The sequence below is a fragment of the Polaribacter sp. BM10 genome (assembly GCF_002005425.1).
Classification (GTDB): Bacteria; Bacteroidota; Bacteroidia; order Flavobacteriales; family Flavobacteriaceae; genus Polaribacter; species Polaribacter marinaquae.
The window spans coordinates 1,606,264-1,618,984 of the sequence record NZ_CP019704.1 but is presented as its reverse complement, the minus strand read 5'-3'; the positions used below and the strand labels follow the sequence as shown (position 1 = coordinate 1,618,984).

Below are 12,721 nucleotides of genomic sequence, written 5' to 3'. Positions count from 1 at the left end.
ATAAGAATTAAAATCAGTTTTTAGAATGGACATATTGTTAAATGTTTTAAAGAATAGTAAAATAAATGAAGAAATCACAATTTCTGGTTCTAAAAGCGAATCTAATAGATTGCTTATTTTACAAAACCTTTTCCCTGAAATAACGATAAATAATTTATCAGATTCTGATGATTCTGTGCACATGCAACATGCCCTTTCTACAGATAAAGAAATTGTAGACATTGGTCACGCAGGTACAGCAATGCGTTTTTTAACATCTTATTTTGCAGTTAAAGAAAATAGAGAAGTTGTTTTAACAGGTTCTGAAAGAATGCAAAACAGACCAATTGAGATTTTAGTAAATGCATTAAAAGATTTAGGTGCAGATATTAGTTATGAAGATAAAGTTGGATACCCACCAATACGAGTTAAAGGAAAAAAAATAGTAAAAGATAAGGTTGCAATTAATGGTAATGTATCTAGTCAATACATCTCATCTTTACTATTAATAGCATCAAAATTAGAAAAAGGATTAGAAATTGAATTGGTTGGTAAAATTACTTCGATACCTTATATAAAAATGACTTTAACGTTGCTAAATCAAATAGGAATAGAAACTTCATTTGAAGGTAATTTAATTAAAGTTTTACCAAAAACGACTATAGATAAACAAACAGTTGTTGTAGAGTCTGATTGGTCCTCTGCAAGTTATTTTTATTCGATTGTAGCTTCATCGCAAATAGGTTCTTCAATTCAATTGTCTGCCTACAAGCAAGAAAGTTTACAAGGAGATTCTTGTTTAGCAGAAATTTACAAGCACTTTGGTGTAGCTACTAGTTTTTCTGGTAATTCGATTACATTATCAAAAGAAAAAGTAAGCAGCAAAGAGGTTTTAGAGATCGATTTAAAAAACGCCCCAGATATTGCACAAACAATTGCAGTAACTTGTTTTTCTGAAAACATTGCGTGTAATTTAACGGGTTTACATACACTTAAAATTAAAGAAACCGATAGGTTAGAGGCTTTAAAAGAAGAATTAACAAATTTAGGTGCATCAATTTCTGTGACTAATGAAACGTTACATTTAGAAGAACGTTCTTCAATCAAAGAAAACATAGCAATAAAAACCTATAACGATCATAGAATGGCAATGGCTTTTGCACCTTTGGCGTTAAAAGTTCCTATTAAAATTTTAGATGCAGAAGTTGTTACAAAATCGTATCAAAAATTTTGGAAAGACATGCAACAAATTGGTATTAAGGTAGAAGAACTTTAAATTAATAGGCGAAACACTTGACAACGCCTATCTCGATATCGTATATTTGCATCTTTTAGAAGAAATACATATATGAAATTATCGCATTTTGAATTTGAATTGCCACAAGAATTATTGGCAGTTTATCCTGCAGAGCACAGAGACGAATCTCGTTTAATGGTGTTAAATAGAGCAGATGGTACTATTGAACATAAACAGTTTAAAGACGTTATTAATTACTTTGACGAAGGTGATGTAATGATGTTAAATAATACCAAAGTTTTTCCTGCTAGAATGTTTGGTAACAAAGAAAAGACAGGTGCTAGAATAGAGGTTTTCTTATTAAGAGAATTAAATGCAGAAAATAGATTGTGGGATGTTTTAGTAGATCCGGCAAGAAAAATTAGAATAGGAAATAAATTATTTTTTGGTGAAGACGATAGTTTAGTAGCAGAGGTTATAGATAATACAACTTCTAGAGGAAGAACTTTACGTTTTTTATTTGACGGTTCTTATGAAGAATTTAGAGCTAAATTATTAGAATTAGGGCAAACACCATTGCCTAAAGAAATTAATAGAGAAGTAGAGCCTTCAGACGAAGAAAGATACCAAACTATTTTTGCCAAAAATGAAGGAGCTGTTGCTGCACCAACTGCAGGTTTACACTTTTCTAAACATTTATTAAAACGTTTAGAAATAAAAGGAGTTGATTTTGCAGAAATGACTTTACACGTTGGTTTAGGTACATTTAGCCCAGTAGAGGTAGAAGATTTGTCGAAGCATAAAATGGATTCTGAGCAAATTATCATTCCAGAAGCTTCTGCAAACATGATTAATAAAGCTAAGAAAGATAAAAGAAGAGTTTGTGCAGTTGGTACAACTGTTATGAGAACAGTAGAATCTTCTGTATCTTCTAAGCAAGAATTAAATGCTTTTGAAGGTTGGACAAACAAATTTATTTTTCCACCTCACGATTTTAGTATTGCTAATGCAATGATTACTAATTTTCATCCACCAAAATCTACTTTACTAATGCAAGCAGCTGCTTTTGGAGGTTATGATTTTGTAATGGAAGCTTACAAAGAAGCAATTAAAGAAGGATACAAATTCTCTACTTACGGAGATGCAATGTTAATTCTATAATATTTTTAATATTTAGAAATACAATATATTAAAACTGACACTTTTTTAAAGTGTCAGTTTTTTTATGCATATTTTTGCAACAGAATTTATTTTGAAATCATTTAATTTTTAATCCTTCTATTTTGAATAAAAAGAAAGACATAAGAGCCTTAACAAAAGAACAATTAAGAGATTTTTTTGTGGCAAATAATGATAAAGCATTTCGTGGTAACCAAGTTTACGAATGGTTATGGAGCAAGTCTTTACATACTTTTGAAGATATGACAAATATCTCTAAAGCTACCAGAGAAATGTTAGAAGAAAACTTTGTGATTAACCACATTAAGGTAGATTCTATGCAAAAAAGTAAAGACGGTACCATAAAAAACGGAATTAAATTACACGATGGTTTGGTTGTAGAGTCTGTTTTAATTCCTACAGAAAAAAGAACTACAGCTTGTGTTTCTAGTCAAGTTGGTTGTAGCTTAGACTGTAAGTTTTGTGCTACTGCAAGATTAAAAAGAATGCGTAATTTAAATCCTGATGAAATTTACGACCAAGTAGTTGTTATCGATAAACAAAGCAGATTGTATCATAACAAAAAACTAACAAATATTGTTTTTATGGGAATGGGAGAACCTCTAATGAACTATAAAAACGTATTGAAATCTATAGAGATGATAACGTCTCCGGAAGGGTTAGGAATGTCATCAAAAAGAATTACAGTTTCTACATCGGGTGTGCCAAAAATGATTCGTAAAATGGCAGATGAAGAAGTTAAATTTAATTTAGCAGTTTCATTACACTCAGCAATAGATGACGTTAGAACATCAATAATGCCTTTTAATACTAATTTTCCTTTAAAAGACTTAAAAGAATCTTTAGAATATTGGTACGAGAAAACCAAAAGAGCAATTACTTATGAGTATGTTGTTTGGGATGGCATAAATGATAGAAAAGAAGACATAAAAGCTTTGGTAGATTTTTGCAAATATGTACCGTGTAAAGTTAATTTAATAGAGTACAATCCAATAGACGATGGTGAGTTTCAACAAGCAAGTTCATCAGCAATAAATAACTATATTTCTAATTTAGAAATGCACGATATTACAATAAATGTAAGAAGAAGTAGAGGTAAGGATATTGATGCGGCTTGTGGTCAATTAGCAAATAAATCTTAAATAGTAAAAAAACAATTTTCGACCTATGAATTTAGTGGAACAAATTAAACAACCAATCATAAAAGAAATGGAACTTTTTGAAGAAAAGTTCAAAGATTCTATGTTGTCTAAAGTTCCGTTATTAAACAGAATTACCTACTATATTGTTCGTAGAAAAGGAAAACAAATGCGACCAATGTTTGTTTTTTTAGTTGCTAAAATGGTTTCTGATGGTGGTTTTGATGAAAGAACTTATAGAGGCGCATCTGTTGTAGAATTAATTCATACAGCAACATTGGTGCATGATGATGTGGTAGATGATAGTAATAGAAGAAGAGATTTTTTCTCTATAAATGCCTTATGGAAAAATAAAATTGCAGTTTTAGTAGGCGATTTTTTATTGTCTAAAGGATTATTGCTTTCTATTGATAATGAAGACTTCGATTTACTAAAGTTGATTTCTATTGCTGTAAGAGAAATGAGTGAAGGAGAATTACTTCAAATTGAAAAAGCTAGAAAATTAGACATTACAGAAGCAGTTTATTTTGATATTATTCGAAAAAAAACAGCAACTTTAATTGCAGCTTGTTGTGGTATTGGTGCAGCGTCTGTAGGTGTAAACCAAGACTGTGTGCGTAAAATGCGAAAGTTTGGAGAATACATCGGAATCGCCTTTCAAATTAAGGATGATTTATTTGATTATTCTGATGCTAAAATTGGTAAACCTACCGGAATAGACATTAAAGAACAAAAAATGACTTTGCCATTAATTTATACTTTAAATAATTGCTCTAAAAAAGAAAAAGCATGGTTAATCAACTCTATTAAAAAGCATAATAAAAATAAAAAAAGAGTAAAAGAAGTAATTGCATTTGTAAAAGCAAATGGTGGTATCGATTATACTATCGATAAAATGAACAGTTACAAATCGAAAGCCTTGGCGATTCTTAAAGACTTTCCAGATTCAGAGTATAAAAACTCTTTATCAACTATGATTGATTATGTAGTAGAACGTAAAATATAGTTTGCTTATTCTAATAGTTTTGTTAAATTTGGTTTTATTGCTATAAAACAGAATTTAATACTATGAAAATTTATCAAAGCCTTGTGCTTTTATTTGTGCTAACATGTACACAAATATTACAATCTCAAAATTCTTTAGGGTTTACTTTTCCTGCTACTAACGCAGAGAGAAATCAAAAATGTAGTTATTTTACAAACGCTTTTAGACAAAAACCTAAAGAAGTTGGTTTTGGAATCAAAAGAGAAGGAAATAATTTATACTTTACTACTAATAATAAGAAGTGGTTTACTGCTTTATTTAAAAAATCTGGAGATGGTATTGCTATTGATGTGGTTTCTAAGTCTAGATATAAATGTGAAAATGAATTAGATGCTTCTCAAATTAAAGGAACCGTTCTACCTGCAGTTTTTGCACAGAAACTATTAAGAGGTTTTAAAAAAGTTACTGGTACTAATAGTTTTAAAGCATTAGTAGGTTCTGTGCCTGCTGCTTTGGCAAAAGAAGAGTTAGAGTTTAATATCTTATTTCTAAACAACAAAGCATTATGTAGATATCAAACTACATACAATTTAGATTCTTATGGTTGGGATTTGTTAGATATGGGTGTTTATTTAGATTCATTAACCTATAAAGATAAAAGCATCAACACTTCAGATAAATTTATTACAAAATATAAAACTTTAAAGTTTGTAATACCTTTTCAAAAGAATAAATACGACTATTCATCAGAAGACATAAAGCCTTTATATGATAGTTTAAGATTAACAGATTTTAATATTAAAAAGATAAATATTAAAGCTTACGCATCGATAGAGGGTAGTGTAAAGAGAAATATAGAACTTCAAGAAAAAAGAGCCAATAGCATTGTAAAATCTTTACAAACTTTTCAAAAACCAAATATTGTTACAGAAATTTCATCTTCAGAAAATTGGGTAGAATTTTTAAATGATATTTCTAAAACAAAGTATAAAAGTTTTAAAACTTTGCCAAAACAAACAATTAAAAATAAGGTAGTTGGCGAAGTATCAAAAGATTTAGAAAAATATTTACAAAAGCATCGAAAAGCAGTTGTGATATTAGAATTAGAGCGAAAAGACAAGTATAAAAATATGTCGAAAGAGAAGTTGGTAGCAACATTTAACGATCTTGTTCTAAAAGAAAATATAGAAGAAGCTTTAGTTGTGCAGAATTCTATTTTTGAGAAACTTAAAAAAGAAAGTTCGCCAGATTTATTAAATACATTAAATGTACCTAAACAAAGAAAATTTGTACCAATTCTTAATAAGAATAGTATTTATAAGTATATATTAAATTTAAGTTATGCTAAAATTGCTTTTGATGAACTTAAAAAAATCGAAAAGTTAGATCCTAAGAATAAAAACATAAAGTATAATTTGATAGTTGTAAAGTTTATCATTTGGAAAAATAATTGGGAAAAAATCGAAGCAAATTCGTTTAAACAAGAAATTTTAAAGTTAAAATCTTACGGAATCAAACAACATTTAATTGATAGAATGCTGGTAAATTTTCATATTGTAAAAGCAGAAAAAGATATGAGAGCTAGAAGGTATGATGAAAAAGATGAATCGGTAGAATTTATTATAGATACTTACGAAAACTTTAATTTATCGAATTACGATTATCTAAGTTTAGCACAATTTTTAACTTATTATGCAAACACAGATGAAGCAACAGAAGTTTTAGATGAAAAAGTAAAAACAATTACCATAGATGAAGATTTACTTTTTTATTATTTAAATCTAACAATAGTAGATGAATACGCTGTAGATTCTCAAAATTACAGAACAATCATGTTAAATGCTATCGAAATGAATAGAGAACGTTTTTGTAAGTTATTTAATTCTTCTTTAGAAGATGGTGTTACTTTTCAATTACTAGAAAATAAATATTTAAGAGCTACTTACTGCGAGAATTGCACTAAATAAATAGTTTTATAAATTTAACAGCTCTTCTATAAACTCTCTAGAATTAGACAATCTTGGTACTTTATGTTGTCCGCCAAGTTTGTCTTTTTTCTTTAACCAACTATAAAACAAGCCTTCTTTAGCCAAATGAACTTTAGGAGGCATTAATGTAATGTTTAAATAACGTTTAGCTTCGTAATCAGAATTTATAGACTTTAATGCATTGTCTAAAACTTCAGAAAAATACCCCATAGATTCTGGTTTATTAATAAATTCAATAATCCATTCATGGCCACCTTTTTCTTTTCCTTGCATAAAAATTGGTCCAACGGTATAATCTGCAATTGTTGCAGCTGTTTTTTCACAAGCCAATTTAAGAGCATCTTCTACATTTTCGATATTTAATTCTTCACCAAAAACATTAATATAATGTTTGGTTCTACCTGTAATTTTAATTCGATAAGGTTCTAAAGATGTAAATCGAATTGTATCACCAATTAAATAACGCCATAAACCACCGTTTGTAGTAATAACCAGTGCGTAATCAATATCTTTTTTAACATCAGCTAAAGTAATTGCATTCGAGCTTTCACCTTTATATTCAATCATCGGAATAAATTCATAGAAAATTCCGTAATCTAACATCAATAATAATTCCTTCGAGTTATTTCTGTCTTGTATTGCAAAGAATCCTTCAGAAGCATTGTAGATTTCGTAGTATTTAAAATCGGATTTAGGGATGATTTTTTTGTATTGTTCTCTGTACGGATTAAAGTTAACGCCACCATGAAAGTAAACCTCTAGATTGGGCCAAACTTCTAAAATATTGTCTTTACCAGAACGTTCTAAAACACGATTTAAAAGAACCAACATCCAACTTGGTACACCAGCTAAACTTGTAATATTTTCGTTAATAGTTTCATCAATAATTGCATCCATTTTTGTTTCCCAATCGCTCATTAAAGCAACTTCTTGACTCGGTGCTGAACTAAAATCTGCCCAAAAAGGCATGTTTTCGATGATAATTGCAGACAAATCGCCAAAATAAGAACCATTGTCTTGGTAAACTTCCGAGCTGCCACCCAAACGCAAGCCTTTACCAGTAAAAAGTTGGGTTTTAGGGTTGTTGTTTATGTATAAACACAACATGTCTTTACCAGCTTTCATATGGCAATATTCTAGCGCATCATCAGAAACGGGTATAAATTTACTTTTAGCATTTGTTGTACCACTCGATTTTGCAAACCATTTAATGTGCGACGGCCAAAAAATATTTTGTTCGCCTTTTCTACAGTTTTCTATAAGCGGCTCAAAGGTTTCGTATTTCTGAATCGGAACATGTTTAGCAAAATCTGCATGATTTTTAATAGAACTAAAATGATGTTCTTTACCAAAAGAAGTTTGTTTGGCAGTTTGAATCAATTTTAAAAGTAATTCATTTTGTACATCTTTTGGGTACTTTAAAAACAGTTCAATTTGGTGTTTTCGTTTCTTCAAAAACCAAGAAATTATAGAATTGATAATCTGAAAAGCCATAGAAATTCGTAAGTTTGTTTAGTACGATTTTTATGCAGTTTGCAATTTAAAATCGAAGTTTAAAAATACTAAAATTTGTGAGATGATTTACCAAGGAGTTTTAAAAAAAATGATGACCGAAAATGCAGAGGAAATTCAGTATTATTTAGATATGAAAACTGATTTTTTAAACATGAATCAGTTAATTAACAAAGAAATATCTTTAAGTTTTGTTACTTACGAGTGTTTAAATTGTGGTTTAGAAAAAACCATCTATAGACAAGGTTTTTGTAAATCTTGCTTTTTTGAAACGCCAAATGCTGGTGATTGGATAATGAAACCAGAATTAAGTAAGGCACATTTAGATATTGAAGATAGAGATTTAGCCTACGAAAAAAAGGTGCAATTACAACCGCATATTGTTTATTTAGCCAACTCTAGTAATGTAAAAGTTGGTGTTACAAGAAAACAACAAGTGCCAACCCGTTGGATAGATCAAGGTGCACATGAAGCCATAGAAATTGTAGAAGTGCCAAATCGATATTTAGCTGGTATTACAGAGGTTGCATTAAAAGAACATGTTGCAGATAAAACCAATTGGCGTAAAATGCTTAAAAATGATATTGAAGATGTAAACTTAGTCGAGTGGAGAGAGAAGTTAAAAGAGTTTATACCAGACGAAGCAAAAGAATATTTTATCGAGAATAATTCTGAAACAAACATCAATTTTCCTGTACGTAAATATCCTACGAAACCTAAAAGTTTAAACCTTATTAAAACGCCTAAATATACAGGTAAATTAGTTGGTGTAAAAGGGCAATATTTAATTTTCGAAGACGAAACTGTTTTTAACGTAAGAAGTAATGAAGGTCTAGTTGTAAGTATTGAGGTTTAAATTTGAAGTGATGAAAAATTTTATAAACCTTGCTTTTTTACTTTTATTATTTGTTTTTCCAGTTTCTGGACAAGAGCTTTTAGAAGGACAAAAAAGATGGAGTGCAACCGAAAAATTATCTTTAGAAGATTATAGTATTAAAAAAAACTATAACGATGCTATTCTTAGTCAGTTTCTAATCTCATACGAATCTAAAGGTTTTGATTTTTTTAAAAAAAATCTGAATAGTAGAGTTGAGAATATTTTTATTGGGAAAGGTTCTTATATAGATATTACAAAAATTAATAACTTAGAGAAGCAACTAGAATTTCAGCAATTGCAGTTCGATTTAGCAGAAATACAAGCAAGAAAATTTAGGAAAAGGCTCTTTTTGGGAAAAAAGAAGTTAGTTAAGGGATTTGAAGTGATGAAATTAATTAGTAATGAAATATCGAATGAGTTTGCCGAAATTCGAATGAGATTCATAAATGAAACAAATAGTGGTAATAATTTAAAGGTTTTAGAAGTTTGGAAATCGAAGGTGAAGAGTGAGTTGAATGAATTAAATGAATTTCGCTTTGAAAACAGAAAGAAAATAAAAAAACGAAACTAATAGTTTACGATAATCAAGAATTATGAAAAACAATTTACTAAAAGTTGCATTGGCACAAATTTCACCAGTTTGGTTAAACAAAGAAAAGACAATCGAAAAAATACAAAAATCGATTGTAGATGCTTCAAAAGAAAATTGCGAACTCATTGTTTTTGGTGAAGCTTTGTTACCAGGATATCCGTTTTGGGTTTCTTTAACAGATGGTGCTGCTTGGGATTCTAAGGTTCAAAAAGAAATTCATGCACATTATGTTAGAAATTCAATTACCATAGAAAAAGGCGAATTAGACACTATTTGCGATTTATCTAAAGAATATAAAATTGCTGTCTATTTAGGAATTATGGAACGTGCTCAAAATAGAGGCGGACATAGCATTTACGCTTCTTTAGTTTATATCAATGCTGATGGAATTGTAAAATCTGTCCACAGAAAATTACAGCCAACGTACGAAGAACGTTTAACTTGGGCACCAGGAGACGGAAATGGTTTACAAGTACATCCGTTAAAAGAATTTACCGTTGGAGGCTTAAATTGTTGGGAGAACTGGATGCCTTTACCTAGAACCGCTTTATATGGTTTAGGTGAAAATTTACATATTGCTGTTTGGCCTGGTAGCGATTACAATACAAAAGATATTACACGATTTATAGCAAGAGAATCTCGTTCTTATGTAATTTCTGTATCTAGTTTAATGAGTACAAAAGATTTTCCTACAGAAACACCGCATTTAGATAAAATTTTAGAAAAAGCACCTGCTGTTTTAGCAAATGGAGGTTCTTGTATTGCAGCTCCTAACGGAGAATGGTTGGTTGAACCTGTTTTACACAAAGAAGGTTTAATTATCGAAACTTTAGATTTTAATAGAGTTTTAGAAGAAAGACAAAACTTTGATGTTGTTGGGCATTATTCGAGACCAGATATTACCAAATTGCAGGTAAACAGAGAAAGACAAAGTACTGTTTCTTATAAAGATTAAGTATGATTTTTGAACAAAAAGAAATTCGCCTAAAACCTTATGTAAGAGGTTTTCATTTAATTACGGATATAATTATAGCGGAATTTCCGGCATTTAGAAAAATTGAAAAAGGAATTTTAAAGGTATTTATAAAGCATACATCTGCTAGTTTAACCATAAATGAAAATGCAGATGTCACTGTAAGATCAGATTTTGAAAAACATATAAATATTTTAGTGCCAGAAAATGCGGCTTATTATGAGCATATTTACGAAGGTAGCGATGATATGCCCGCACATATTAAAGCATCACTTTTAGGCTCTTTTGTAGAAATACCCATAACTAAAGGAGTCTTAAATTTAGGTATTTGGCAAGGTGTTTACTTAGGTGAACACAGAAATAATGGTGGATCTCGTTCTATTGTTCTAACAGCTTTTGGTGTTTAGTAGTTAAGCCTTAACTAATTTTTCTAAAACACTTTCTACTCCAAAATTATCATTACTTGTAGTCGCATAATTTGCAATTTCTGTGATGTCTTTATGAGCATTTTCCATAGAAAAACTAAAAGCAGCTTCTTTTAGCATTTCAATATCGTTATGGTAATCACCAAAAACCATAGTTTCTTTTTTAGAGACATTTAATAAGTTTTGAACTTGTCTTAAAGCATTGCCTTTATTGGCTTTGTCTGTAGAAATATCTAACCAATTTTTACCAGAAACTTTTAAAAGATATTCATTTTCTAAATGTTTTATTGCTGGTAAAATATAAGCTTCTGATGATTTAAAGTTATACACGGCTATTTTTAAAATAGGTGTGTGTTTTACAACATCTAATAAGTCGTCTACTTTGTTATAATTATGGTAATATTCTTTAAAATAACCAATAAAACGCTCGTCTTTACTTTCTATAAAAGCAGCGTCTTTGGTGCATAAAACAAAATTGGTATCTTCTATGTCTCTTAAAATCGGAATAATTTTCTCAATCTTAGAAGCTTCTAAAGATTCTTGTAGTAATATTTTATCTGCTTTTTTTGCAATTGCTCCATTTTCTGCAATAACATAAATGTCATCTTTAATTGTAGCTAATTTATCTACAATACTGTGGTATTGTCTTCCACTAGCGGCACAAAATGTGATGTTTTTTTCTTGTAGCTTTTTAAAAAGTTTGAAAAATAACGGACTAACTTCTCCTTTTGAGTTTAGTAGTGTTCCGTCCATATCAGAAACTACTAGTTTTACGTTACTTAAATCCATTTATTTAAGATTTTTTAGTAGAGTTTCGTTCTACTAAATCTGTTTTAATAATTACCGTTTTAGGTTGGTCTTTAGGAGCCGCTTTGTTTTCTAATCTTTCAATTAATAGTTTTGCTGCAGTTGCACCCATTTTTTCTCCGTGCTGACTCACAGTAGTCATTTTGGGTTGAGAATGTCTCGCTAAAATTCCGTTAGAAAAACTAACAACTGCAAAATTTTCGGGTACTTTTAGACCTTTTTTCTGTGCAATTTTCATTGCCGCAATTGCAGAAGATTCGTCTGTCGCAATCACTGCATCTATTTCATTTGCATCAAAAATAGGAGCTAAAATACTTTCGTATTTTTTATAATCTTCTTCGATAATATTTATAATTAGTTTATTATTCACCGGCAAACCAGCTTTTTCTAAACCTTTTAAATAACCTTGATGTCTTTTTTTACCAATTTCTAAATTGCTAATTGTAGAGATAAATGCAATGTTTTTACTACCAGCTTTTGCTAAGTATTTTACAGTTTTAGAAGCACCTTTAAAATCGTCTGTAATAACTTTATCACAATTAATAATTTCTGCAACTCTATCAAACATTACAATGGGTGTGCCGTTGTCTAAAATATCTTGGCAATGTTTAAAGTCGTTTTTTAACACGGTTTCTTCTGCCAAAGAAAGTATAAATCCATCGATACTTCCGTTAGAAAGCATTTCCATAGTTTCTACTTCCTTGTCATAAGATTCGTTAGAAATACAAGAAATAATTTTGTAGCCTTTTTCGTTAGCAACTTTTTCGATACCATTAAATACTTGTGCAAAAAAGTAGTTTAACATATTTGGTATAATAATACCAATTGTTTTAGTAGACCTGTTTTTAAGACTTAACGCATTAAAGTTAGGTTTGTAATTGTTTTCTTTTGCGTATTTCTGAATTTTTTCTTTAGTACTTACGCTAATTTCATAACTGTCGTTCAGCGCTTTAGAAACCGTTGAAATAGATACGCCAAATTGTTTAGCTATGTCTTTTATTGTAAGTCTTTTCATATATGGTAAAAAA

Annotated in this window: 12 protein-coding genes; 9 read left to right on the top strand and 3 right to left on the bottom strand. The window is 29.8% G+C overall.

The genetic code is table 11. From position 1 onward, the window contains the following. Positions 1-25 precede the first annotated feature (25 nt). The 5 genes from BXQ17_RS07235 to BXQ17_RS07215 all read left to right on the top strand — a co-directional run bounded on the left by BXQ17_RS07235 (position 26) and on the right by BXQ17_RS07215 (position 6,486). Complete coding sequence (locus tag BXQ17_RS07235; RefSeq protein WP_077809970.1) at positions 26-1,255, top strand: 3-phosphoshikimate 1-carboxyvinyltransferase; 1,230 nt, start codon at positions 26-28, stop codon at positions 1,253-1,255. Between the two features lie 72 nt (positions 1,256-1,327). Next, positions 1,328-2,377, top strand: coding sequence for a tRNA preQ1(34) S-adenosylmethionine ribosyltransferase-isomerase QueA (gene queA / locus BXQ17_RS07230; RefSeq protein ID WP_077809969.1), 1,050 nt, complete (start codon positions 1,328-1,330; stop codon positions 2,375-2,377). A gap of 119 nt (positions 2,378-2,496) precedes the next feature. Further along, positions 2,497-3,537, top strand: a complete 1,041-nt coding sequence (rlmN, locus tag BXQ17_RS07225) for a 23S rRNA (adenine(2503)-C(2))-methyltransferase RlmN (RefSeq protein WP_187661451.1) — start codon at positions 2,497-2,499, stop codon at positions 3,535-3,537. Between the two features lie 25 nt (positions 3,538-3,562). Beyond that, a complete protein-coding gene (locus BXQ17_RS07220; protein WP_077809967.1) occupies positions 3,563-4,540 on the top strand; it encodes a polyprenyl synthetase family protein in 978 nt (325 codons plus the stop codon). Positions 4,541-4,602: 62 nt separating this feature from the next. Beyond that, positions 4,603-6,486: a hypothetical protein gene (locus BXQ17_RS07215; protein WP_077809966.1), complete on the top strand. Its 1,884-nt coding sequence runs from the start codon at positions 4,603-4,605 to the stop codon at positions 6,484-6,486. Positions 6,487-6,492: 6 nt separating this feature from the next. Here BXQ17_RS07215 and BXQ17_RS07210 read toward each other — a convergent pair whose 3' ends face one another. After that, entirely contained in the window at positions 6,493-8,001 is a 1,509-nt protein-coding gene (locus BXQ17_RS07210; protein ID WP_077809965.1) for a GH3 auxin-responsive promoter family protein, read from the bottom strand. Between the two features lie 82 nt (positions 8,002-8,083). On the opposite strand from BXQ17_RS07210, the gene BXQ17_RS07205 reads away from it, so the two are divergent. From BXQ17_RS07205 to BXQ17_RS07190, 4 genes are read left to right on the top strand one after another with little or no spacing between them, the layout of a single operon-like run. After that, positions 8,084-8,875, top strand: coding sequence for a DUF2797 domain-containing protein (locus tag BXQ17_RS07205; protein WP_077809964.1), 792 nt, complete (start codon positions 8,084-8,086; stop codon positions 8,873-8,875). 10 nt (positions 8,876-8,885) lie between these two features. Beyond that, the gene (locus tag BXQ17_RS07200; RefSeq protein ID WP_149025877.1) at positions 8,886-9,467 is read left to right on the top strand and encodes a hypothetical protein; all 582 of its coding nucleotides are present in this window, start codon (positions 8,886-8,888) and stop codon (positions 9,465-9,467) included. 22 nt (positions 9,468-9,489) lie between these two features. Next, entirely contained in the window at positions 9,490-10,443 is a 954-nt protein-coding gene (locus tag BXQ17_RS07195; RefSeq protein WP_077809962.1) for a carbon-nitrogen hydrolase family protein, read from the top strand. 2 nt (positions 10,444-10,445) lie between these two features. Then, positions 10,446-10,868: a secondary thiamine-phosphate synthase enzyme YjbQ gene (locus BXQ17_RS07190; RefSeq protein WP_077809961.1), complete on the top strand. Its 423-nt coding sequence runs from the start codon at positions 10,446-10,448 to the stop codon at positions 10,866-10,868. 3 nt (positions 10,869-10,871) lie between these two features. Here BXQ17_RS07190 and BXQ17_RS07185 read toward each other — a convergent pair whose 3' ends face one another. Both BXQ17_RS07185 and BXQ17_RS07180 read right to left on the bottom strand, forming a co-directional pair. Further along, complete coding sequence (locus BXQ17_RS07185; RefSeq protein WP_077809960.1) at positions 10,872-11,675, bottom strand: Cof-type HAD-IIB family hydrolase; 804 nt, start codon at positions 11,673-11,675, stop codon at positions 10,872-10,874. A gap of 4 nt (positions 11,676-11,679) precedes the next feature. After that, on the bottom strand, positions 11,680-12,708 hold the full coding sequence (locus BXQ17_RS07180; protein WP_077809959.1) for a LacI family DNA-binding transcriptional regulator: 1,029 nt from the start codon (positions 12,706-12,708) through the stop codon (positions 11,680-11,682). Positions 12,709-12,721: the final 13 nt, after the last annotated feature.

What these genes read in the sequence shown, in the direction of transcription:
- BXQ17_RS07235 (WP_077809970.1), top strand. Translation starts at nt 26, where the DNA reads ATGGACATATTGTTAAATGTTTTAAAGAATAGTAAAATAAATGAAGAA.
- queA (WP_077809969.1), top strand. Translation starts at nt 1,328, where the DNA reads ATGAAATTATCGCATTTTGAATTTGAATTGCCACAAGAATTATTGGCA.
- BXQ17_RS07220 (WP_077809967.1), top strand. Translation starts at nt 3,563, where the DNA reads ATGAATTTAGTGGAACAAATTAAACAACCAATCATAAAAGAAATGGAA.
- BXQ17_RS07215 (WP_077809966.1), top strand. Translation starts at nt 4,603, where the DNA reads ATGAAAATTTATCAAAGCCTTGTGCTTTTATTTGTGCTAACATGTACA.
- BXQ17_RS07210 (WP_077809965.1), bottom strand. Translation starts at nt 8,001, where the DNA reads ATGGCTTTTCAGATTATCAATTCTATAATTTCTTGGTTTTTGAAGAAA.
- BXQ17_RS07205 (WP_077809964.1), top strand. Translation starts at nt 8,084, where the DNA reads ATGATTTACCAAGGAGTTTTAAAAAAAATGATGACCGAAAATGCAGAG.
- BXQ17_RS07200 (WP_149025877.1), top strand. Translation starts at nt 8,886, where the DNA reads ATGAAAAATTTTATAAACCTTGCTTTTTTACTTTTATTATTTGTTTTT.
- BXQ17_RS07195 (WP_077809962.1), top strand. Translation starts at nt 9,490, where the DNA reads ATGAAAAACAATTTACTAAAAGTTGCATTGGCACAAATTTCACCAGTT.
- BXQ17_RS07190 (WP_077809961.1), top strand. Translation starts at nt 10,446, where the DNA reads ATGATTTTTGAACAAAAAGAAATTCGCCTAAAACCTTATGTAAGAGGT.
- BXQ17_RS07185 (WP_077809960.1), bottom strand. Translation starts at nt 11,675, where the DNA reads ATGGATTTAAGTAACGTAAAACTAGTAGTTTCTGATATGGACGGAACA.
- BXQ17_RS07180 (WP_077809959.1), bottom strand. Translation starts at nt 12,708, where the DNA reads ATGAAAAGACTTACAATAAAAGACATAGCTAAACAATTTGGCGTATCT.